Source organism: Mucilaginibacter aquatilis (assembly GCF_009755275.1).
Classification (GTDB): domain Bacteria; phylum Bacteroidota; class Bacteroidia; order Sphingobacteriales; family Sphingobacteriaceae; genus Mucilaginibacter; species Mucilaginibacter aquatilis.
The window spans coordinates 242700-268764 of the sequence record NZ_WQLA01000003.1 but is presented as its reverse complement, the minus strand read 5'-3'; the positions used below and the strand labels follow the sequence as shown (position 1 = coordinate 268764).

The 26065-nt window shown below is 41.2% G+C and carries 11 protein-coding genes; all 11 read right to left on the bottom strand.

All coding sequences use genetic code 11. The annotated features are described in order from the left end of the window. Positions 1–3 precede the first annotated feature (3 nt). A complete protein-coding gene (locus tag GO816_RS08940; RefSeq protein WP_157541397.1) occupies positions 4–3174 on the bottom strand; it encodes a SusC/RagA family TonB-linked outer membrane protein in 3171 nt (1056 codons plus the stop codon). A 571-nt stretch (positions 3175–3745) separates the two neighbouring features. Next, complete coding sequence (locus GO816_RS08935; protein ID WP_157541395.1) at positions 3746–4819, bottom strand: glycoside hydrolase 5 family protein; 1074 nt, start codon at positions 4817–4819, stop codon at positions 3746–3748. A gap of 128 nt (positions 4820–4947) precedes the next feature. Continuing rightward, entirely contained in the window at positions 4948–6624 is a 1677-nt protein-coding gene (locus GO816_RS08930) for a RagB/SusD family nutrient uptake outer membrane protein (RefSeq protein ID WP_157541393.1), read from the bottom strand. Positions 6625–6636: 12 nt separating this feature from the next. Beyond that, positions 6637–9774, bottom strand: a complete 3138-nt coding sequence (locus GO816_RS08925; RefSeq protein ID WP_157541392.1) for a SusC/RagA family TonB-linked outer membrane protein — start codon at positions 9772–9774, stop codon at positions 6637–6639. 386 nt (positions 9775–10160) lie between these two features. Further along, a complete protein-coding gene (locus tag GO816_RS08920; RefSeq protein WP_157541390.1) occupies positions 10161–11345 on the bottom strand; it encodes a PP2C family protein-serine/threonine phosphatase in 1185 nt (394 codons plus the stop codon). Between the two features lie 21 nt (positions 11346–11366). Then, on the bottom strand, positions 11367–12245 hold the full coding sequence (locus tag GO816_RS08915; protein ID WP_157541388.1) for a sensor histidine kinase: 879 nt from the start codon (positions 12243–12245) through the stop codon (positions 11367–11369). A gap of 1 nt (position 12246) precedes the next feature. Then, the gene (locus GO816_RS08910) at positions 12247–16047 is read right to left on the bottom strand and encodes a sensor histidine kinase (RefSeq protein ID WP_157541386.1); all 3801 of its coding nucleotides are present in this window, start codon (positions 16045–16047) and stop codon (positions 12247–12249) included. Further along, positions 16044–19208: a hypothetical protein gene (locus GO816_RS08905; RefSeq protein ID WP_157541384.1), complete on the bottom strand. Its 3165-nt coding sequence runs from the start codon at positions 19206–19208 to the stop codon at positions 16044–16046. Before GO816_RS08905 ends, GO816_RS08910 begins: the two co-directional genes overlap by 4 nt. Before the next feature lie 15 nt (positions 19209–19223). Next, on the bottom strand, positions 19224–20051 hold the full coding sequence (locus GO816_RS08900; RefSeq protein WP_157541382.1) for a class I SAM-dependent methyltransferase: 828 nt from the start codon (positions 20049–20051) through the stop codon (positions 19224–19226). Continuing rightward, on the bottom strand, positions 20048–22801 hold the full coding sequence (locus GO816_RS08895) for a TonB-dependent receptor (protein WP_157541380.1): 2754 nt from the start codon (positions 22799–22801) through the stop codon (positions 20048–20050). Before GO816_RS08895 ends, GO816_RS08900 begins: the two co-directional genes overlap by 4 nt. Next, positions 22798–26049 (bottom strand): nSTAND1 domain-containing NTPase, encoded by a 3252-nt coding sequence (locus tag GO816_RS08890; protein ID WP_157541378.1) that lies wholly within the window; start codon positions 26047–26049, stop codon positions 22798–22800. The genes GO816_RS08895 and GO816_RS08890 overlap by 4 nt, the downstream gene beginning before the upstream one ends. Between the last annotated feature and the right edge of the window lie 16 nt (positions 26050–26065).

The following is a 26065-nucleotide window of genomic DNA, read 5'->3' as shown; positions in this document are numbered from 1 at the left end:
ACATTACATTGATACGTTTAAGCCTAAGTTTACTACACGCAATTGTGGGTAATTGCCAAAACCGTTAGGTATTTCCGGATCGAATATTTTCATTTTAGACCAGGTATAGATGTTTGAGCCGCTAATGAACGTTCTAACGTTACTAAGCCCGATTTTTTTAACCCAGGTTTTAGACAGTGTATAACCTATCTCTATGTTTTTAATACGCAAATAATCTGATGACTTAAGCCAAAAAGTTGAATTTTGGTTATTGTTTACGTTGTTGGACGAAGAGAGCCTTGGGAATTCTGCATTCGGGTTAGGGTTTTCGCTTGTCCACCTTCCGTCTACATAATCAGCTAACACCGAGCTATTGCTGGCAAATGCCCAAGCAGATGTGCCGGTAAGCCATGTTTTTCCGCCGGTTGTACCTTGAAATAGTACGTTAACATCAAAGCGGTTATAAGTGTAAGACACTGTTAAGCCCATAATGGATTTTGGCGTTGTTACCTGCTCTAAGTATCCTTGATCTTGCGTGTTCACTACCCCATCCCCATTCCGGTCAACATATTTTATATCACCGGGGCGTACCGGTCCAAACTGCTGTACCGGGCTTGCCGCAATATCAGCCTGATCTTTAAATAAACCGTTGGCTATTAATCCGTAGGCTTCATTTATTTGAGTACCCTTAAGGCCTCTGTAGGCCAACGCATATACAGGTTCTGCGGCGTAAACAATGCGGTTGGTGGCGTAAGAGTATGATCCTCTTAGCATGAGGTAATGGTCTTTAAACCGTTTACGCCAGGTCAGCTCACCTTCAAATCCTTTATTGTTTACAATGCCTGCGTTAATAGCTGGTAAATTTTGTACACCGGTTACATCAGGAATTACACGGGCTACCGTTAATATTTGCGTACGTTTTTCCCTGAAAACGTCACCAGTAAATGCAATTTCGCCATTTAAAAGTTCGAGGTCAATGCCTACGTTGGCTTTAGCTGATTGTTCCCAGGTTAAAAATTCGTTACCGGTCGCGCTTTCCTGCGCACCAGAAAAACTGTTACCATCTGCAGCTAAGCCAAACCTGTAACCACTGCCGTTACCTGTTTGCCAGGTACTCAAGTAAGCAAAACGCCCGGCGCTATTATCAACCCCCACAATACCATAAGAGCCTCTAAGCTTCATCAGCGATACAACTTTAGAGTTCTTTAAAAACTCTTCGTTTGATACAATCCAACCTGCAGAGCCGGCCGGGAAAAAGCCCATTCTTTTGCCTTTTCTGAAGTTTTCTGAACCGTTGTAGCCGGCATCAAACTCCAATACGTAACGCCTGTCATAGGCGTAGTTTAACCTGCCAACTAAACCTAACTGTTTGTAAGGTAGAGCTGCAATGGCACCATCATCATTTGAGGTTGCTAAAAAGCTTTGTGCCTGGTTGTAACGGATCATACCGCTTACGGCGTGCTTTTTGGCAAATGTACGGTCGTAATTAAGGTAAGCTTCATAGGTTGATTTGCGGCTTCCGTTTGCTACAATGGCAAAGCCAAGCAGCCCATCGCCGGTGCTTAGTTCTTCGTAATTTCCTTTACTTAAGTCAGTCTCGCTTTCGTTAATGGTAAATTTGTAAGTAGAATAATTACGCTTACGATTGATGTTCCGGTAGTTTAAAGCATCATAAGCAAACCTTGTTCTGAAACTTAAACCCTCGGTTATAAAAGGAAGCTTTAAAGTAAAGCCCACAATAGAGTTGAGCGTATTTTCGAACATACGGGTGTAGCCATATTGGGTTAACCTTCCATAAGGGTTTGGAGGTGCATCCTTTTGGGCCGCAACCGACCCGTTAGGGTTTTTAAGCGGATACAGGTAAGATGGCGTATTTCTTATTTCGCCCCAGAACGCACTGGCTGTTTCGGTAGGATAATTACGGTCGCGTACTATGTTTGATAGATTTAGCTCCAGCTTAAGCAGCGAAGTAAGATCAATATCAATATTACTGCGGAAGTTATATTTGTTAAGTACAGCGTTGATATTGTAAGCATTCAGGTTATCATATTTATATAAACCCGCCTGCCTTAAATATGCCATTGAGACAAAGTAACGCGCTGTTGATGAACCACCGCTTACGTTAAGGTTGGTTTGGTTCATTAACGAATAAGGCTTGATCAATTCGTCGCTCCAGTTCACGTTGGGATATAGATACTCATACGTTGGGTTGCTGCGATCACGAAACTTATTTAAGTACTCATCGGTGTATAAATTGGCGTTTAGTCCATCATTGTTCAACGCTTCTCTGAATAAAGTCAGGGCGTTATACGAATCAAGATATTTGGGCATGTTGATGGGTTGCTGAGCGGCAACCTGTGCTGTTAATGATATAACCGGCTTACCAGTTTTACCACGTTTTGTAGTAACCAATACAACACCGTTTGCGCCTTTCATACCATAAACTGCCGTGGCGGCAGCGTCTTTTAGCACGCTCACGCTTTCAACATCATTAGCATCAATGCCGTCAATGTTGTTTTCAATACCGTCAACGAGTATCAGCGGACTTTTGCCCTGGTATGTGCCAAAGCCGCGTATATACAGCGCAGAGCCATCGGCACCGGGCTCGCCGCTGCTTTGTATAGTGAGTAAGCCCGGCAACCGCCCTGCCAAACTATTGGTAAGACTGGCTGTTGGTGTGCGTAACAACTCTTTAGATGTTACCGAAGTAAGCGCGCCGGTAACATTGTTTTTTTGCTGGGTGCCGTAGCCAACAACCACCACATCTTCAAGTAAGGCGGTGTTTTGGCGAAGCCTTACTGCTATAAAATCACGTGAGCGTACAGGTACTTCCTGCCGTAAAAAGCCCATTAAATTATACACCAGTGTGGCATCTTCAGGTACTCTTATTAAGTAACCACCATTAACATCGGTTACTGTACCATATCCGTTTCTTCCTTTTACGGTTATTTGTACGCCCGGTAAACCAACTCCTGAGGTATCGGTAACGGTGCCTCGCACCTCTATGTCTTTAAAAGTTACAGGCTTGGCGGGTAAAGCAGGATTGCTTATACTGGTAGCACTGATATTAGTAAATGAAGATGATTTTGCCGTAACTTTAAACGGAAGGAAAAAAAGTGCTGCTATAAATACGGTGGTAATTTTCACTACCGCATTAAAAACACTTACTCTATACTTAAATAGAGGTTTCATCATAGTTTTACAGTTTAAATTGTGACAGATAGGACGCTTTAGATGAGTTATGGATTGATATGTAAAGCGTTCAATAAATTACTTTCGAAAGGCGGACTGAACTGTTCAATCCGTTTTAATGAATGGGTACATTTCAAATCATAGGCAACAAGGTTTGGAGTGCTTTTATGAGTGAAGCACCACTTTTGTAGGTTAATTGGTTTGATTACAGAAAAATAAATCCAATTAATATCCAGCTACCACAAGTTGAATACGCATGATTAGTTTACCCGGCGTACTAACCTGGGATGTACTTAACCTAGTTTAATGACAGCATTTACAACAAATACTTATGCGTATAACTGCAATGCTACAATCAATTAAGCAAACACTTCTTTACAGGAAATTTTTATAATTGGTTTATTATCAAGTCAAATCTATTGCATGCCTTAATCACTTTTTAATCATTCTCTTGACGATTCGTCTCATTTTAACTACGTCAAGTTTGTAGATTTACTTGGACAGTTACGCCAAAAACAAAAAAATCAGCACCCTTTTCAAAGTGCTGATTCATTAAATTTGAAGTAATACGAGATTAGTTTTTGCCTGTTACCTTTTTGATCTCTTCTATCTCCTCAAGTTTGTATGGAGTACCGTCTTTTCTGAATACATCATGAAACCAAAGTTGCGGCTCACTGCCGTCAGCTATCGGAGTATCCCATGCATATATAGTATTTGTTTTTCCCGATACCAATCCCCAGTTAATTGCACCAACATTTTCTTTTTTAAGCATTGGCAATGTATTACTGAACAAACTGTTGTTACGGCGGGCCATATATTCTGTACAAACCATTGGCCTGCCATGTGTACGCAACATTTGCAATATGCGCAGGTGCTTTTCGGGCGCTTCATATTCATGATAGCTAATAATATCCGAATTAAGTGCCTGCATGGTGTTTAATTCGTTCAAATCCCATTTCCACAAGCCTACCGATATTGGCTGGTCATGCTCCGTTTGACGTGCCCAGTCAAACACTTTTTGTAAAAGTTCTAATGATTGATTTCCTTTTTTAGAGTTTCCGGGTTCGTTATATAAATCCCAAAACATAATGCGCTTATCGTGCCCAAACGTTGTCATTACGTCTTTTACGTAAACAGACAGCTTTGCGAAATCTTTTGCATCAGTAATATGTCGGCCCGGGTCTTGAGCCCAACCTGAATTATGAATACCGGTTTTTGGTTCGGGCTGTTTACCCATTTTTGGATTTGGATTCCAGCAGTCGTCAAAAAACACAAAGATGGTTTTGATGTGATGCTTATCGGCAATATCCAGATACTGTTTAACCCTGTTTTTAAAGCCGGCTGCATCTTGTTCATAAGCAAGGCTATGTAAAAAAACCCGAATAGCGTTGAAGCCAATTCCTTCGGCCCAGCCAAGTTCGCGGTCAATGGTTTTAACATCAAACGTTGACGCCTGCCACATTTCCAGCTGGTTTATGGCAGTACTCGGAATGAAATTGGCTCCAGACACCCATCCGGTTTGCTTTTGCCAGGCGGCGGCCTTATCAACACTCCAACGTGGTGATATTACTTTTGCCGTTTGTGCATAAGTTAAACATGTAGCAGCAGACAGCATTGCTGTAAGCAGTAATCGATTAAGTTTTATCATATAATTTTTTGTTCCTTACAAAAGCCGTTTGCTGTAAGAAGCAGTGAGGTTTAATAATTTCTGAATTACAATTACAAAAAAAAATTACATCACAGCAATTGGCGAGCAATTGCTGTGATGTAAGGCTATTAATTATAACCCGGGTTTTGTTCGAGTTTAGCGCCGTTGTTGCGCTCAATTTCTGATGCAGGTATTGGCCACAAATTATAGGTAGGCAAAACATCAGAATAATAAGGGTTACACTTTTTAACGCGATCGTAAATTTTCCCCAAACGCATAAGTGTTATCCTTCTCTTTTCTTCTGAGCCTAGTTCCCTCATTCTTTCATCAAGTATGTACTCAATATCAACGTTTGCAGGAAGAACATTTGAGGCATTTGAACGGCTGCGTACCACATTTATATCTGCAGCTGCATTAGCTTGCTGATTTAAGCCAAGGTAAGCTTCAGCCCTTAGCAAATAAGTTTCTGCCAAACGGAACATGTACTGATCGGCATAGGTACCACCGGCACTAGCTTTAAGCAACAACTGTGATTTGTCCTGAAACATGCCGTCGGGGTGATCGCCGGGAGTGGTCACTTTTGATTGAAACGCATACAGGTTTCTGCGTGGAACGGTTATACCTGCAGGCGGATTGATTGTAGAAACTGTTTGCCCAAATTGAGGGTGAGTAGGATTGTTGACTTTGAATTCTCTTACAAAATTAAATGGTGCATTGCGTAAGTCATTGTTAAAATCACTTTGCCAAATAACATCAGAGAAGTACTTGGTTGATACACCCCAGCCTATGCCCCTACCACCCGAATAATCACTACGCGGGTAAAGGAAAGGCTGTGCGTTGCTTCCCGGTAATCTGAACGATAAGATTTGCGGTGCAAATACCCTCTCTGCCTGGTAGGTGCCACCTATACCTGTCGATAATGCTCCGCCTCCGGGAATATCGGTTTCGAATTGAATAACCCACAGGCCTTCGCGGTTTGTGCCATTTTTGCGGTTTTGGTTACCTTGTTGAAACAAATCCCAATACACGTTTTTAGTAGCGTCTGAAGCTTTTACGCCAAACCTGTTACGCATTAAGCCAACGTTTGTGTTACTTATTACAGCCGTCGCAGCATCAACTGCACTTTGAAATTGTCCGGCTGCAAGGTACACCTCTGATAATAGATGGTATGCTGCAAGGTTATTTATCTGGCCATCAGTCACAGCGTTTATTGCCGGCAGGTTTTCGGCTGCAAATTTCAGATCGCTTATAACCTGCTCTAAAACGGCCGCTTTAGTAGCCCTTACGAAGTCTGTCTTTGGCGATTGAACCTCCTCAAGATTCAAAGGAACACCACCGTACATGTATGCCAATGTACGGTAAGCCAAACCCCTGAAAAACTTTGCCCTTGCTTCGGCGAAAGTTTTTTGAGCCGCTGTCATTGCTGAGTTTGGAACACGGGCAATAATGGTGTTCGATTCGCTCACCAATTTATAAAGTGAGTTCCAGTGATCACCGGGTATGTTATTGCCTCCCTGTGGTGCATAGGCTGCAATCATATTCGTATGATGATCTACCGTTGGTTCGCCATCATAAACCAGGTCGGTTCCAAAAACATAATCAAATGGCCTACGGTCGCCGTTTGTAAAAAATTCACTTCTAACCCGGGCATAAAGGTTGTTAATTGAAGCGTCAAAATCTTTAGCTGTTATGTATGCATTATCGGTGCTTAAAAATGATAATGGTTGTTCATCCAAGAAACCCTTTTTACATGAATAATTAACTATTGTACTTAATGACAAAAGTGTTATTATAATCTTTTTCATCGTTGCTTTTAATTAAAATGTAACATTAAGTCCTACTGAATAACCCCTTAGTACCGGGCGGCCTTCTGATGATAAGCCGCGGTTACTATCGTCGCTTTCCGGGTCCCATCCCTCCCAGTTTGTCCAGGTAGCCAGGTTTCTGCCGCTTACAAATAAGCTGATGTTTTGAACGTTCATGCGCTCAATTAATTTGCCTGTAAAACGGTAACTTAATGAAACGTCCTGCAACCTTAAAAAGCTTCTGTTTTGATAATATGACGGACTAATTGTAGATGTTACTATTGATCGTGGGTATTTGCCATCTGGGTTTCTCGGCGACCAAAAATCTGTTCCGCTGAAGTAGTTATCACGTATGGTATTATCATTTCTTACCATGCGTGGCGTATTAGTTGCTAAGTAATTTTTATCGCCGCCGTAAACACTGTTTAAGAACACAGACAAGGTGAAATTGCCATATTTAAACGTGTTGAGTAAACTGGCCCTGAATGACGGAGCACCGGCACCTAATATGGTACGGTCATTAGCATTGTTAATTATACCATCGCCATTTTGATCAACTATACGGTATGTGCCGGGCGAGTACCCCGCCGGAATTTGATCAGTAAGCTGCCAAATACCGTTAGTTTGATAATCATATATTACTGATGACGGTTTACCAATAAATAAGCCGCTTTGCGGAAGGTCATCTTCCCTTCCATCACCATTAAAATCACCAAGTAACTTTACTATTTTGTTTACGTTTCTTGCGAAGCTCAAAGTAGAATTCCATTGGAATTTGTTGCTACTAACGTTTCTTGAATTAAGCAATAATTCAACGCCAGAATTATTCAACTGACCAATGTTGGTAAGGATTTGGTTGAAACCGGTGATGAGCGGGATATTAACATTGTATAACAAATCAGTTGTACGGGTTTTGTAATATTCTACTCTACCAGACAGGCGGCTTTTCAGTAGGGCGAAGTCTAATCCTACGTTTATCCCCTGGGTACGCTCCCATCTTAAATTCGGGTTAGGTAACGAATTGACCTGCTGGCCAAACTGAGTTGTTCCTCCATCACCAAAAATATACTGGTAGCCAGGAAGCACCTCAACCCTCGGTAATGATGAATATCTGCTGGTTTGATTACCAACAACACCGTATCCAACGGTTAACTTTAAATTATCAACCCAATCAACTTTAAAGAATGACTCCCTTGCAACATCCCAACCAGCTGATACGGATGGAAATATTGCCGACTTATAATTTTCTGCAAAACCGGAAAAGCCATCTCTTCTCACCGTTGCGGTAAGCAAATACTTACTATCGTAACTGTAATTTAAACGTGCCATTTGGTAGCTTAGAGATTCTTTATAAGCATTTGATATGGCAAACCTGTTTAAACCTTGTTCCAGGTTATTGTAACCCAAAGTTATCCTGTCAAAAACAGTAGCATAAGCTCTGGTGTAATCATTTTTGCGTTCAACCGAGCCATACAATAAGGTTCCCACAATATTGTGTTTGCCAAAAGTTCGGTTGTAGGTTAAAATGTTATCTAAAGTATAATCATAGTAAACAGTGTGCTCTTTAGATGCCTGCCCGGTAAGGTTAGCATCATACCGGTTTGATATAAACTTTTGATCGAGGCGGTAATTGTTACCATAGGTAAGCTTGTAGCTTAAGCCTTTAACCGGTAGTTGTACGTTGGCATATATGTTTGCGAAAAAGTAATTATGCCTGTCAAAATCATCGGCCTGATAACTCAAAAACGGGTTAGTTAAATTTGAGTTGTAAGGATTGATGATGAAGTTACCATTATCGTCTTGTGAACGCACAAGCGGCGAAAAGGTACGAAGGTTGCCTAAACCCGGTTCAACACCATCTTCGTTCACAAAACTGCCGAACGCCTGTAAGCCAACGGTAAGCCAATCGGTAGCTTTTGTTTCGATGTTTGAACGTAAGCTTTTGCGCCTGAAATCATCATTTCTGATAAAACCTATGTTTTTTGTGTAACTACCAGAAAGCAAAAACGTAACTTTTTCTGATCCGCCCGACAAACTAAGCTGATTATCAAAGATGTAGCCTGTGCGTGTACCTTCTTTGTACCAATTGAAATCATAAGGTGATATGTTACCTTGAGCATCTCTCATTGAAGGGTCAACCACATTGGCAATATTGAAAGCTGGGTTGGGCTGGGTATAATCAGGAGCTAAATAGGCCTGATCGTAAAATAAATCCCTGATTTTTTCCAAATACTCTTCCCTCCGCATAGGTTTTAAACCGTTGCTGGGCGATTGCGTGGCATATTGCGTGGAGAAGGAGATTTTGGTTTTTCCGGCAACGCCTTTGCGGCTGGTAATTAACAACACACCATTAGCTGCCTGGGCACCGTAAACGGCAGTTGCACTGGCATCCTTTAATACGTCAATTGAGGCTATATCATCAGGATTGATGGAAGTTAATGAGCCTGTGTACTGTACTCCATCTAGTATAATTAATACGTTTGAGTTACCTCCTAAAGTGTTGGTACCCCTGATACTTATATTGGGTGTAGAGCCTGCACGGTTAACCTGGCCAACATTTAAGCCCGGCGTAGTTCCCTGTAAAAGGTTAGCCACGTTGGTAGTGGGAGAATTACGAAAGTCATCCAGGTTTGCTCTTACAACAGAGCCCGTAACATCTGCCTTTTTTTGCGTTCCGTAACCAACAACCACTACATCATTTAAGGAGTTTAATGAGGGCTTCATGGTAACGTTAATGTTTGCCTGGCCACCTAGTGCTACTTCCTGCGTTTCGTAACCAATCATGGAAAATACCAGCACCTGGTTTGCATTTGCGGGTGAAATGGTGAAGGCACCGGCAACATCAGTTTGAGTGGCTATTTTGCTGCCTTTTACCTGCACGGTAACGCCCGGCAAAGGATCGCCGTTGCTGTCAATAACTTTACCTTTAATCTCAACACCTTGTGGTAGCTTCGGCTCATTAATTAAATAATCTGCTCTTGCAGATGTAGCTTTGGTTGCGTTTAAAGCCCAGTCTTTTTCTTTTGACCAAGCCTCACCATAACAACAAACCAATAACATTGTGCCCGAAATTAACTTAGTAACCAATGCCCCCTTTTGCAGGTAGCCGGCACTACGTTTACGCTCAGAATGTGTAAATACTTTGTGCATACTTTATGTTTAATTTATAATTGGTTTACAGAGCGATGTAAATGCAGCAAGAGTTTTAAGCACCTGTATTGCTTTATCAGGGTGCTATTAGTTTTGATTTATGAATGGCATCAACATACCAATGCCTATTGTAAAACCAAGTATTTCAAATACCTGGTTCAACATCCAACTAAAAATGTATTGTTTGCTTGTTGCGGTTTACTAAAACCAAAGTAACTTAATGCCCTGCGTAATATTTGTTCAAGGTTTTGTCTATTCGTCTCAATTTGGTAGCGTAAATTGATAGCGGATTATCGGAATGGGTGATAGATGAAAACAAAAAGAGCGACATGTTAGCTTAAATACTAACAGGTCGCTCTTTTATCGAAATATTATAGAAAGGCTGATTATGAAGCGCTTGTACCGTGATATTTTAAAGTAAGCAGTGCTATATCATCAAATTGGTTAGCCGTGCCTATATAGCTATTTACGTGCATAAGCAAATCAGTATTTATCTTGGATGGCTCATCGTTGATAAGACATTTCAATACATTTTTGCTTGAATCAATGGTGTATCTAACATCAGTAATGTTGCGTGCATCTTCCAAACCATCGGTGTAAAGTATAACGCTATCACCGGGATTTAATTTGAATGTTGATGAGAAATACGGAAAATCTTCAACCAGGCATATTGGCAATCCACCATCTTTTTTCTTAAGCACTTCAACCTCGCCGGTTGCCTTGCGTAAAATTAGGGGCTGCTCATGGCCGCAATCAACGTATTCTATTACGCCGGTTTGAATATTTAATATGCACGCAAAAACAGTAACAAACATGTACGACGGGTTATCACGCGCCATTATATTATTAATGTGTACAATTTGTTCGGTTAAATCGGCATTAGGGTAGCTGGCAAAATGGGTTTTAAACAACGTGCGTGTTATAGCCATGAATAAAGCTGCCGGAACACCTTTGTCTGATACATCGCCAATAAAAAAAAGCAAACGGTCATCAGATAATAGCATGTAATCGTAAAGGTCGCCGCCTACAGACTTAGCCGGCTGCAACAAACCATGTAATGAAAATTCATGCCTATCGGGAAATGGGTTTTCCTTTTTGGGCAGCATTGACTGCTGAATTTCATACGCGATGGCCAGATCCTTCTCTATAGCAATAAGCTTATCGCGGTCATGCTGGAAGTTAGCGTAAACCTCAATTTCGCTCAATGTTTTTTTGATGGTAATTTCCATATCATCAAAGTTTATGGGCTTGGTTATAAAATCAAACGCACCACGGTTCATGGCTGTACGTATGTTATCCATATCGCCATATGCCGATACCATAATGGTTTTGAGATCGGTTATATTAAGCTCCTTGAGTTTTGACAAAAAGGTAAGGCCATCCATTTCAGGCATGTTAATGTCTGATAGTACTATCTTAATTTCGCTGTGTGCAGCCAGCTTTTCCAGCGCATCCTGTCCGTGGCAGGCGAAAATAAATTCATATTCCTTGTTTCTGATTTGCTTACGAAATTGCTGTGTTACCAGCATTTCCATATCCGGCTCATCATCTACACATAATATGGTTATCATAGTTTTTGTCTTATTAATCTGTTAATATTTTACAGGTATATCTATCACAAATTCAGTGTATTCGCCTGCTTTCGAATTTACCTCCAATTTACCTTTATGTAGTTTTTGAATGATATCATGTGTCATTGACAGGCCCAAGCCTGTACCATCACTACTAGTCTTTGTGGTAAAAAATGGCTTAAAAATATTCTCTTTAATCTCATCAGGAATGCCGGTGCCATTGTCCATTATGCTGATGCGAAAACCCTCTGTAGTTTTCTTTGTAGCAACTGTAAGTTGTGGCGTATAGGTGCCGTCTTGAACTTGTTTGCTCTTCTGCTCCATGGCATAACACGCATTACTTACTATATTGAGCAAGCCGCGGCCAAGGTGGTGTGCATTAATGTTTACCTTACCAATACTTGCATCGAAATCTGTTATTATTGATAAGTTGAATACGCTGTTGTTACCTCTGATACCATGATAAGCTAATTTGACAAACTCGTCTACCAATTGATTAATATCCGTTGATTCAAAATCCTCAGCGTTCTCCCTTCGCGACTGTGCCAGCATATTGACAATAATGCGCATAGCGCGCTGTCCATTTTCGGTAATCTTATTTAGGTTGCGGTTTAAATTTACCTCAATGTCTTTCAGCTCATCAAAGTCATCGTGAGTAAGATTGTTTACGCCTTTAGCTAAAACCTCCCGGAACTCATCAAGTAGTCCGGCATTTACTTTCGAAAAATTGAAGATAAAATTTAGTGGGTTCCGAATTTCATGCAAAATTCCGGCGGTAATTAGCCCTATAGATGCCAGTTTATCCTGCTCTTTTAAAACGCATTGCAGTCGCTCAACCTCGTTCAAAAATTGCTTGTTCGGGTGTGTGTCACCATTTAATGGTTGTGAATTTACATCCATATTAGTTGCTTAGCGTTGTGTGGCGTGATTTGGGTATTCGGATGGTAAATTCTGTATAAACGCCCTCTTCGGTTTCTACCATTATTGAACCTTTGTGTTCTTTTACAATATCCAAACTCAGGTATAACCCTAAACCTGTGCCTTTAGCAGTAGGTTTAGTTGTAAAGAACGGCGAGAACAACTGCTTACGTTCCTGCGGTAAAATGCCCTTACCGTTGTCCCAAATTTTGATCTTTAATGCCTCATGATCGAATGCCGTGCTCACCCTTATTTGAGGCTGATAATTTGCCTGCAGCTTTTTACGTTCGGCTACCACGTAGTAAGCATTTGATATCAGGTTATTTAATACGGTATTCATTTCAGATGGAAGCATATCTACATTCTCCGCATCGGCTTGTAGATTTAAACTTATATCAACACTTACACCCGGAAATTCCTTTGAGCCTTCGAGCAATACCTGCTTCATGCTTGTTTCAACCAGCTTATTAATATCAGTGCTTATAAATACAGTTGATTTTTCGCGCAATATCTTTTCCATCCCTTTTACTATACGCGAGGCGCTTGATCCATGCTCGTGCACTTTATGCATATTGCTTTTTACGGTAGTCAAAATATCAAGTATCTCCTCCCTATCTTCCACGGTTATATCCGGTTTTTCAACCACCTCCAATGATTCATCTACAAGGTTGGCCGATAGGCTTGAGAAGTTATTGATGTAATTAAGGGGGTTAAGTATCCTATCAACAATTCCTTTGGTTAACTGACCAATGGAAGCAAGTTTTTCCTGCCTGATAAGTTGCTCCTGGGTATTTCTTAAATTTAGTAAACTTTCCTGAATGTCTTCCAAAAGCGTTGTCTTGATTACTGCGGCTACAAAGTGCTCCTTTAGGTTTTTAAGTAAACTAAAATCGCGCTCATCAAATGCATTGCGCTTTTGCCAATTTTCCATAATCATGTAAGCGTGTATTTCATGATTAATTCTTATAACCATCATGAGACTGGATTTGGCTTTATTTACACTTGCTAACTGCGCGTCATTTTTGATGCTTTTAACTGATTTCACAAAATAGATGTCCTCAAATATCTCCTCGGCGGTTGATAAATAACGTATTTGGGCATCTTCAGGCGTAATATTAATTTCATCAAGTATTGCCGTATTATAGCCATAACTTGCCTTAAATTTAAAATGACCGCTTGCTTTATCAAACACCAACATAGCGGCTTTTTCGGCACCGCGTATTATTTTAGCACGCTCTAATATAGCCTGCATGAGGTTGTCAAAATTGATTTCGGCATTAATAGACTTTACAATCAAGTTAATTTTTTCGAGTTCGTCATTTTTGCTGGCTAATTCCTGCGACTGGCTTTCTATCGCTTCTTTTTGCGTAATGACCTCGGCGGTGCGCTCTTTAACAAGTCCCTCCAGCTTTTCTTTTTCCTTTTGCAATTTTTGTGAACGTAACCGTGCTATCCAAAAAACCAACCCGCCAAATATTAGTGCATACACGCCGTATGCCCACAAGGTTTGATAAAAGGGCCGCGTAATGCTAAAGGTATAAGTTGCCTGCTTGCTTATAAGACCAAATATGTTTTTAGCCCTTACATGAAACCTATATTTGCCGGCAGGCAAGTTTGAGTATTCTTTTGATGTTTGATTTGACCATGATGTGCTGTCACTATCAAAACCTTCCAGGTAGTAGTTGTATTGCATATCACTTTGGCCCGTTGCCGATGGTGATGTGAACGTAAAGCTGATGCTATTATGGCGGTGATTAAGCGCAGGTATAAGTTGAGCATTTTGATTGTAGCCAGGCAGGTTTTGTTTGTTAAAATAGGTTCCGTTAAATAAAACCGAATCTGTGTTGACTGTTACAGAGCGAATTAATGCAGGCTTGACAGCCGAAAATTTGACATCATATTTTGAATTGAAAAATATAAGCTTTTCAGCGCTGCCCAGCCATACCCCCGAGCCGTTACTATCAGGATAGATAAAGTATATTTGATCATCTTTAACCGGTGCCAGCACAGCGTTTGTTGGTTCGTATTGGGCAGCGGCTTTTTTGAACATAGTTACATCTGTACCATTCCCTGATGTTACCCATAAGTTTCCCCTCGCATCATTAACCATACGGTTTAGCCATGCGTAATTAGTTACCGAATCGCCTTTGAAAATACTGGTATGCTCAAACTTATTTCGGGCAGCATTGAATTGGTAAGCACCCTTAATAGTTCCAATTAATAATTTGCCGTCAACAATATTCATGTGATTGCCGGAATTATAAGGCAATCCCCCTGCTTGTCCGTATAAGGTAGCTTTATTGTTTAATGTGTTATAGCTAATTAAGCCCTGCGATGGTACCTGAAGCCATAGTCGCCCATTCTCATCTTCAGTTATTTTGCGCACCTCTTGAGTAACGCCACTTAAGCGCCCTTTGTAGTTAAACACGCCTTTAGTGTTTTGAATTTTTATTACGCCGTTGATTAACCCGGCGTACACAAGATCAGGGTTTGCTTTTGATTGATATAATGTTAGAGCGTATCCCTGCGTTACGCTTTGCACATTATTACTGTTGTAACTGTAAACACCGTTAGATGTTGCTACCAACAAGCGGTTGCCCAAGTTAAGTATAAAAAGGCAAGGCACTTGAAGGCCGGCTACCTGCTTAAATTGCATTTGCGAGGTATTATAACAAAGCAAGCCCTGATCAGTAGCTGCATACAGCTTACCATTAAAGCGGGATATACGGTTTACGTTACCTGTTACACCTTTTTTACTGTTATAGAAAGAAAGGTATGAAGGCATTTCAATACGGGTAATGTTTTTTTCCGTGGCAATCCAAAAACCGTGGTTATCATCTTCATACGTACAGTGTATGTTGTTGTCGTACAAACCGGTTGTAGCTTTGTTTAATACCTGTTTAAGTATTCCATTGTCGGTAACAATAACCACTCCGCCCCCTACGGTGCCAATGGCGAATGAACCGTCTTTAAGCTTACTTCCATACGATACCAAATGGCGTTTCAGGTACTCGTTAGCTTCACTTTTAAAAGGCTTTATGGCACCATTACTTAATAAAAATAACCCCTGGTTACCGGATGCTATGATTACGTTGTTATTACCTGCAGTCATCATAGCGTTCACTGTTACTTGCTCAGTAAACTGCATGCCTCCATTCAGGTTAGTAAAACGTCCGTTATTGTAAGCCTGCAAGCCGCCAATTTTAAGCTGCACATACAACTTATTGTTTACATAAAAAGCACTAAGTAGCGGTGTGCTAAAGCTTTGCACCTGTAACTTCTTACCATTCCATAACATAATTTGATTGGCCGTTATAAAATATATTCCCTCGGGTGAACTGTAGCTATATCTTACATCTGGAAATTCAACATGATATGGCTTCAATTTTTCGGTAAGACTAACAAATTGCATGCTGCCCAAGCTATCAGGCTGTAGGTAGCCAATTTCACCACGGGTGCCTACATAAACCCGTCCTGTTGCATCGGCCACCAATGTGTTTACCTTGGTTCGTTCCTTGGTAAGAATGGTTCGCCACGTTGTACCGTCAAATTCAAGTATGCCGCTAAAGTTGGCAACATAAATTATTCCGCGTTTATCGGCCGTTATAGCAAAATTTTGGCCTCCGGCTTTATAGTCTGCCGGTAGAAAGTCTTTTTGTATGGGAATGCCTGTTTCCGCGATATTTTGCTGTGCTAATGCCTTATTATCGCTTAAGGCGCAAAACAACGTTGCAATAGCAAGGTAACTCAGCCGCGTTATATAATTTAACAACTTTTTTGTCATAAGACGGCTTCCTTATCAGCTATTACAGTGAGCACTTTTATCATTTTTTTTATCCGGTTATCATACCCTGCCAGCAACTCATACATTGCGCTTGCACTTATTTTGACGTAAGCAGTATCAAATACAGCTTGAATGTTTAAAGACCAGGTTGCACCCTGTGCTACAAACCAGTAAAAGTCAGAACTTTCAAGGTGGTGTTCACCGTAGTCATCGGTAATTCTTAGCTGTCCTTTCATTACAAAATATAGCGCCTCGGTATCATGCTCATGCGTCAAGTTAGCGCCTTCCCCTTGAGCCAGATACTGTTGCCTGGCAATCTCACACAGGTTCATTAATTCAAACATGGGTAAGCTTTTAAAGAATACATTTTGTTTGAATAGACTGACCAAGTCTGTAAGTAAATATCGCTTTACATTAATATTTTTGAATCGTTTGGTACGCTCCAACACACGGTCACGGTCTGCAGTGTTTAGTCGTTGGGTTACTACATCTATTAAATAAGGGTTGCTGTTATATAGTTGCCAAAGTACAGTTTCACAATATAGTTTATTATGACTTAGCATTTGCGCCTGTAACACCTCATCGCTACCTGCAAAAGTGGTAAGCAGGTTTACTGCCATAGCTTTAGTCCAATAGTTTATTTTAGTGTAATCTTTGTTTACAATATCAATCAGCCTGTCTTTTACTGCCAAACGTTGCTGATTATAGCTATCGTCATAGGCTTGCACCAATTCGGCATTGCTCAAATCGTTCAATAAAGGCATGAATAACTTTTTGATATCAGCAGGCACCGTCATGTCCAGCACCTCCATTGCGTAGGCTCTTTCCTCGGGCGATGAACTTTCGAAGCTATTGATGAAGAAGCGAATAACGTTGGCATCATACATCATGGAAAGCAATTTGAATGTAAGGCCAATTTTGAAACGCAGCTCCAACTCGAGACTTTTCCTTAATTCCGCAGCACCGGCCTCAATCTCAATATCTAAAATTGCCGCAGATATCCAGGCAATAGTTTCAATCTCATTTTCGATGTATTCTTTGAGCATTTGATGCTCATTTGCCGGGAAATGATAATGGCGGTTATGAAGGGCCGTAAATATATTATTGCGTATATCAGCCTCAACCAGGTTTAAATGAGCTATCAACAACGGCTCAACTTTGCTGCTATTAATTGCTGCAATAGTTTTCACTACCCGTATATAGCTATTCTTGCTTAAATCAACACGGTTTAGCAGCGCATCAAGATATGGCAGCAAAGGCTCGCCTACATGCTTTATGGCGTGTATTGCAGCATAAGCTGTTTCGTCATTGAGCAAACCCTTTATCATAAGTGGCCACAATTCACGCTTTTTAATGTTGCCCGAGGCCATTAATGCAGCGTTGCGTACCGTAATCACATCATCATGTAATAGCTCGTTGAGTATTTTGTAACCGTTATAGTTTTGGTAAAAAGCCATCAGATGGGCTACACTTAGACGTTCGGCAGCCATAGGTGACCGGGCTTGTTGTAGTACAATTTTATAATCGGCCCGCTGTTGCTGTACGAGATAAGTTTTGAGTTCGGCATAACGACTGGTCATACCGGTTGGATTATCATTTTTCAGGCAAAACTCCAACACGGGTACAGCAATTGTTATATTATCCTGCTCCAATTTGTCCAGTATAATGTTATGAAGCGAGCCTTGGCTTTTAGGAAGTAATCGAAGCAATATGAGATTGAATGCTGAGGGCGCTATTTTTTGGAGTAAATTTAATGCGGCAGCTGTTTTTTTAACGTTATGGGTATCTATCATCCCCAAATACTGACTTATAGCCAGGCTGCCTGTTTTATCATCATTAACAACATAGGCTGTTAGCTTAGCTACTGCTGATTTTAACAGGTGCTTGTACTCATGAAACAACTGATATGATACCCATATCCATGCAGCAATTATTACCAGGAAAATGTAATTGTACATTACTACATTCAAAAATTTGGCCCGCGCAAGTAACAAAAGCATTCCGCCGGCAAAAATAAATCCGATGGATTTTGATACACCTTCTACTTTACTTTGCAACCCTAGGCGGTACTCAATAGGAACAGGTTGATAGAGTATTTGAAATGACGGATCGAAAAACAACGTGCGCACAACCCGCACAAACAAGCGGCTTAAAATTATAAACGAGAAGAATAAGCCAACCGTACCGTAAAATGTACCTAATACAGCGGCTAATGTTGTAGAAAATGCCAGTAAAACTGGCAGCAATAACAAACTCAACAACAAGCCATATTTGGTCATTACCCGGCCCGATACAAAGGTTTTAAGTATGAATTCGGCAACCGACATACTACCCATAAATACACTTATAAGACCACTGATTACCTTCGCGTTAACAAACTGTATCTTAACTTGTCCTAAAAATATAAAATCTACATAAAAGGTAGCAAACAACGGAAAAAGGGCCAGTATAAATATGAACAGGAAGTAACGGTTTTTAAAAATACTTTCGCTGTTTTTACCATGTTGTGCATCAACCGAAAGGTTTGGCTTGGCCACATTAATTTGCCCTTTGAGGTAACGCGTAATAATTGGCATAAGCACCAGGCAAATTACTAATCCACCAATTGACAAGTAGAACAAATCGGCAGTTTTTATAGATTTTAGCAGTAGTGGAACAGATAAAAAGCTGATGACTCTTGCCAGTATTTCACCGGAGCCAATCAGGCCAAATAATCTTTTAGCCTGACTCAAATTGAATATTTTAGCAGCTATACCCCAAAAACCTATTCCATTTAGTAACAGGAATATATTATACCAAACAAATAAAGCATAAGCCGAAAACTTGCTTTCATTATATATATACTCTAATGAAAGCACCACTACACTCACAAATAAGAATATGCCACCGGCTACAAAAACCTTTGAAAATGACATGTACTTTTGCAAACGCTTAAATAACAGCCATACAAAATAATTTACTACGCCCTGCCCCATGTAAGCATATGGCAGCATGCCTATTTCAAACTTGCCAATAAACAAAGAAGTTGAGGCTGTATAAAAGTAAGCGTATGCAATACCCATAAAAAAAGAATAGCACGTTAGTAATGCCACTACTTTCTCCTCGCCTTTTTTAAGGTTGAATACCTTAGCGCTTATACTATTTAATTTACGGGCGGCCATTGATTACCGAACAAATCAGGGTTTTATTAAGGAATAAACACTGCGTTTAAAATTGATATACACGTTATCATCCAAGCTTTTAATTTTAAGTTCGGTGCGTGTAGCTATGTCCAGATCCTTTGCAATTTGCAAAATGTAGTCGTTCCAATCTTTAAGCTTTTGCTTATCACCAAAAAACTCCTCATTGAGTCGGTTTCGGGTGTGCAAATGATAGTCGAAGGTGAGTTGCTTTTGTATGCTCGTAAATCCAGCCTCATGTGTTAAGCCACAGAAATCGGCGTTGAGCAGAAAATGCCGGTTTTGGACTAACGACTGATATCCGGCAAGCTCATCTTTTTTACGGATTACACTGGTATAAAACTTATAATCGCTCTCCTGCAAATCAGGGTTCCACACAACAAGCCTGCCGCCCGGTTTAACAATTTCAAATAATCGATTTATCAAAGCTTTTTGATGAATTGCAGGTATCTCATGCAAAAACATTTTACATATCACCAAGTCATAATAGTTACTTTGCAAGTTTAGCTCTGTAGCATCCTGATGCAGATATCTTACCACCGACTGATTATTGTGTTGCTGAAGTGATGCACTTATCCGCTCCTCGCCTTTTTTTAGTTGCAGCATACCGCCGTCTAACAAATCGTACTCAAAGTTGACATGAGGTTGCCGGGGTAGTAAACGCAAAAAAATTGATCCGTAACCACCACCAACATCAATTACTTTATCGCCATCATTAATGTTTAAGACCTTAATGAATTGATCAAAGTCAACTTCCGATTCGGCATGAACAACAGAATAATCAGCGTTACGCACTTCATAAGCATTTACAGGCGCGGTGTTCATAGGTTAAATTTTAGAGTGATTAAGAAGTTTCGGTCACGTTGAGCCACATACGGTACAAAGCCCGATATGGCGGTAGTAAAGTTAGCGTTGGCATTACGCGGCCCGGGGTTGTAGTACAGCGTATTTAGGATGTTGTTAACTACAAATTGCAGCGTAAAGCAGTTATAGCGTTTATTTTGATAGGTTAATGCAGAATTGAATAGTACGAAGCGGGGAATGTAGTTAGTGCCATCTACACCTGCGTTAGCTGGTACAGTGGTCCCCTCGCCAACCGGTTTAGCGTCAACGTAATTTCCGCGAAGGTTAATGTTGAATGCACTTTGACTTAGGTTAAAGGCGTAATTTACCCCGGCATTGAATTTCCACGGAGCGATGTCGGCTATAATTTGCTTTTGAAAATCAATCACCGAACTGTTTGCTGTTTGCCTTGCACGCGTGTACGTTACATTGAAATAAGCATCCCAGTGTGATTGCTGGGGATGATATAGTAGGTTACCTTGACCGGTAAAAATGGTGTACTGTCCATTATTTTGATTTATAGTGCGCCCAGCGTTATTAGGGTCAGGCCCACTCGAAACAGCGTCAATTATTGACGAGTATGCTACAGATAAATCCCAATTAATAGCGTTTACACCGTGTTTGTTCAGTACTATAAATTCATAGTTGCGAATTTTTTCGGCACGCAGCGTTGGGTTGGCATTACGGGTTGTGCTGGTTGAGAACTTAGTAAATTGTGATGGGTTTTGAATACCTTGGGAATATATCAATTTTAAAACCGCCTTTTTAAGAGAGGCAACCAAAGCTAGCTTTGGTGAAAACACCTGCCCAAAACCTGCATTGGTATTAATGCGGTTGTAATCAAAACGCCCGCCGGCAGTGGCATATAATAGCGAATCTTTAAGCTGGTAAGTAGCCTGACTATACACACCAATGTCCATGGTGTTGTATTGGTTTCCGCCACGAGGCAAGGTGGCTGTAGTGCCTTGTTCCTGCGCATAAGCAACGTTACTTTGATCAATTGGCTCGGCAGTGGCAAAATTGGTATACGTAAGATAATCGCCTTGTAACTGGCTGTATCTGTATTCAAAACCACCTAGTATTGAAAACTTATTTTTGGCGTAAGTTACCTTACTATCAGTTCTGAACTGCTGCCCTTTGTAATAGTAAAAGCGGTTACTAAAGGCATTCATATTGCCGTCAATCAGTGTTGTTGGCTCAATAAGGTTAAATAACGACAATCTGCTTGTCTCACTATAAAACGTATTGGCGGTAACCAAATTAGACGCTTTATCTAAACCCGATATTTCATAGGAAGTAAGGTTGGAAAATGTAATATTTTCAAAGCGTTTATCATAGGTAGTATACAGCGTTGTATTGATGGGCGCCCATGCACTGCCATTTTTTGTTCCGGCTGCATAGAGGCTTTGATAATAATTAAAACTTTCCTTTAACTTCCAGGTACGGAAACCGGCTTCAAAGTTATCAGAACGTACCTTGCCGCTTACAAACCAATCGGCTGCTGAGTTTGCATAACTCCAAGGGTTACCATTTACGTTTGATGAGAGCGTTGCCTTATCGGCGGCTCGCGCCCTATCAATAAGCGTATTTATTGCAGCAGGGTTAACGCGTGCCGTATAACTGCCATCAGCATTTCTGGTACTTACGAAATTTCCAGCGCCGTAACGTGCTATGGCAGCATCAACAGCCGCCTGTGTACCAGTGTAAGATAAACGGTTAAGATTGGCAGCATAGGTTGCATTGCTAATCTTATCAACCTGTTGCGGTCCGTATTGGTAAAAGCTTTGAAAATCGAGGTTGCGTTCGTTGGACTGATAGTAAGCGCCCGAAAGCATGTAAGTAAAGTTGCTGGTTTTTCCACCGATGGTTACATCAAGATTACGCGTATTGTAGCTTCCGTACGAAAGATTTGCAGTAGCATGTAAGCCTAAAGCGGCACTATCTGTACCGGCAGTAAAAGGTTGCGACTTGGTTTGGGTAAGATCTTTATATGACTTTGTAATAATATTAATAGCCCCTACGAAGGCACGAGGGCCGTAAAGTGTTGAAGCAGGACCGTAGATAACCTCCACTTCGCTGATGTTTGTAAGAGGGTACTGCCGTGATATATAAGCAATGTTTGACCATACGTCGTTCTCCTCAACACCATCAATCATGAACAGTGTACGCTCAGTATTCTCCTGCCTGAAACCGCGCTGATAGATATTGGCATAGGTTACAGAGTTGGTGCGTGATATATTAAAGCCAGGCAAATCACTAAGCAAATCAACCAGGTTTCCATATCCACGTTTAACCATATCAGCATATTTAACAACAATTACTGATGCCGGTGTAAGGTCAATGTCTTCAGGGCGTTTGGATACGGATGATATCTGGCGTTCGGCTAAACTATCTTGCACGTATTGCACCATGCTTTTAAAAACGGCCGGGTCATCATCAGTTACATAATTCCCTGGTTTTGATTTTACGTATTCAGTAATATTACGTAACGAATAGCTGTTAGAATCCAAAGCAAGGTAAATTTTTGCCTTAAGCTTATAGTATTCGCTGGTACGTTGACCGGAGCACTTATAAAACTCCTCAACCAGCTTTAAAGCATCGTTGAGTTTGCCGCCGTCATACATATCGCGGGCAATAGCGAGCCTACTGGCACAGGTATCGGCTTTTTGAGCCTTTACCTGAGATAAGCACATACAAGGAACTAATAAACAGCAAAGTAAGTATTTTATCATGCTGTTCCGTTTAAATATTTACTGGTCATAGCCATCCAAAAAGCTCTGAAGTTTTTGTACTTCCCAAGCCATAATTTTCTATAAACATCTGCACCAATTTCCTTTTCAAGTTCACGCTCGTCCAGGTCACCTGTAATAACTTTTTTGTTAGCTTCAATACCGGTTAGCTCGCGCAATGCAACACGCTCGGTAAGGGGCCAAAGTTGCATAAGGCCTGATTGTCCAACTGATAATACGTACCGGTAATTGGGCGACATAGCGATGTTGCGTACCCATCCCTTACGGTCCTGAAATATCAGGTCTTCGCCTTTATCCTCTTTTCTTGATTTCCACTTAACAAGTCGCACCGTATTGTCTAAAGAGCCGGAAGCAAGCGTGCTTTGATCCCGGTTGAAGGTTATACCAGTAATGCGCGAAGCATGGTTGTTTAAACGCAGGTCTAACGCAGGCTTGGCACCACTTATATCATACATATCAATATTGCCGCCGTCAGTACCAACAGCAAGTATATCGTTGTCATTACTAATGTTCATGCTGCTGATTTTGTCGCGCATGGTAAACGCAACGTTTTGAGATATAAGGTCACCATCGTTATTAAAAGTAAGCTGGCAGGCTGCCATTCCTTGCGATACATAAACATTGGCGCCATCCTTTTTTATTTGTACCGCGCCACCTGTTGATGCATTGTCGTTTGAAGCCTTGCAAAGCAGATAGCGGTTAAAAAGCTTTGAGCCGTTTTTGTCGTGCGTATAAATACTGGCATACTTATCACTTTTAACCATAAAGCGGTAGCCGTTTGTGGCAGGTAAAAAGGTTACAAATTGAGCCTTGGTTGCATTTGGCAACGTAACTGCCAGCGGGGCTAAAGTAGCGGCATTCCACAAATTGACTGTACCAGCTACCGAACGGCTCAACAGGAATTTTTTATCGGGTGATAGTACTATTGCGTTTATGCTTTGCCCGATACTTTTACTTGATTTTACAGCCTTGATTTGAACCGGAGCATTTGTGATAGTCCATTGCTTGATGGTTCCATCGTCGCCGGCTGTGAAAAAGTCAGAATTGTTTATAAAGACTACGCTCCTAAAATCGTAACCTGTAGGGTTTGATTTAACACCGTAAGTATAACGCAGCACTTTGCTGTAATAGCGGTTTAGCTGGGCTTTTAAGGCATCATATACCGCACGGTTTTGACCTGTACCACCGTACTCGCGGTTAATTACATACGACAAAAATGCCATTTGCATACTCAGCGTGTCCTTTTGCGAATCTCCGGATAGTTGATTTGACTTAAATGCAATTGAGCGGGCTTCCGAAAGCATACGTAAGGTTTCCACCTCGCGTCGTGATATAATAGCATTATCACGCTGGCGCTGTGCAACTTTACCCGAGTCAACTGCCGCTAAGCGTGCAGTATCGGCCTGCCGCTTTTGGTAAATTGCTTGTTGCCGCTGCAAGTTAGCCTCACGTGTTTGCGATTGTGCAACCTGCTTTTGCAGCTCGGCATTGTGACGTTCACTTATAGCGGTTAACTTTTGCTCTTCGGCCAGGCTTTGCTGCTGTGAGGCGATGCTTTGCTGTTGTTCTGCAATTTTTTGCTGCAGCACTGCCTGTTTACGTTGCATGTCGGCCTCGGCACCCTCAACCTTCATTTGCTTCTCGTTTTCCAAAGCCCGCTTTTCACTTGACTCGGCCTTAAACTTTAAATTTAAAGCAAAAACCAGTAAAAGAATTGATAAGATGGATGCTGTACCCAGTATGATAGCCGTGCGGCGGGCCCGCTTTAGTTCATTAGCCTGTTTGCGGGCACGTTGTTCTGTTTTAAAGTGGCTTTCCTTTTTGCTGTATTCTAAAAACGACATGGCCCGCTCAAAGGCAGGGTCATAGCGTTTAGCCCATGCCACGGTAGGATTAGTGGTTTGTTGCCACTTAACGGCCAGGGCCAAATCAGGATCAACCCATAAGCCGGCTTTACCCTGCTGATACAAATCTGCTGATTTGGATAAACGGGTATATAGCTCTGCTGATTTTTCTTCGGCATAAACCCACTCGTTTAAACGGGTCCAAACCCGCATAATACTCTCATGTGCAATATCAACAACGGTATCTTCTTCAAGTCCCACGGTGTACACAGGCATTAAAAATGCACGCCCAGGTGCGCGAAACTCATCAATTACGTCCACCACTTCCCGCTCAGGAGCGCCGGTGAGTTCAATTAACTCACAAAGCTGTGCAGGCCTGCGGGTACCCTTGCTGTTGGTTGTCACATCAGTAAGAGCCTTAAATATTCTTTCGGCAATTTTTTGTTTACGCTCGTTTAAGTGATTGTAAATTTCTTCAGCATGTATAGATAAAGCCGCTTCCATTGTACCAATGGCTTCGTAGTGACTTACATCAATTTCAGTATCGGCCGATTCATGCTGCTTCCAATAATCCCACGTACGCATCATAGCGTGCTGCAAAACAGGGAGCTGATCAAGGTTGTCACTTAAGTCGCTCATCAACATGCTTACCAAATCGGCCGTAATTTGAGCGTTACAAACAGCTACCGGCTGTGTAATAATCTCAAAAATTCCTTTTCGGTTAACTTTAGGTAACAGGTACGACGCCTTATTAATGGCTTCGGGCAATCCTTCAAACTCGGTACAGTTATCTAAAAAGTCTGACCGCATGGATATCATGATATATACAGGCAATTCTGAATCAGCCAAACCCGATAACAGCAGGTTAATAAATGCCTGTGAATCATCATGATCATCAACCTCATGATTATTCCTAAAACGGAATACCTCTTCAAACTGGTCAATTACAATGAGCCAGTTTTTTTCGTTGACATTTTTGTATGTTTTGTAAACGTTTGTTAAACTTCCTGCCTGGTTTTTCAAATAGTCGGCAGTTAACTTTACGTGATTTTCCTCATCACTGTAGTTATTATCGCCGGCAACATTAATAAGGGTATCGGCAAATGAGTGAAAAGGGTTACCATCAGGTCGGAAGTAAAGGGTGGTCCACCCCCCGGCAGGTATTATATTATTTTTTTGCTTGGTGATAGCGGGTATAATACCTGCTTTAATGAGCGATGATTTACCACTACCCGAGTATCCAATGAGTGCCAAAAAGCGGGTAGCTGTAAGCAGCTGCGTTATATCATCAATTTGCTTATCGCGCCCAAAAAACAGGTAATCTTCATCCGGCTCAAAATTTCTGATGCCGGGGAACGGATTAACTGTATACCTGGTTTTACTCATTATATATAATTGTGAA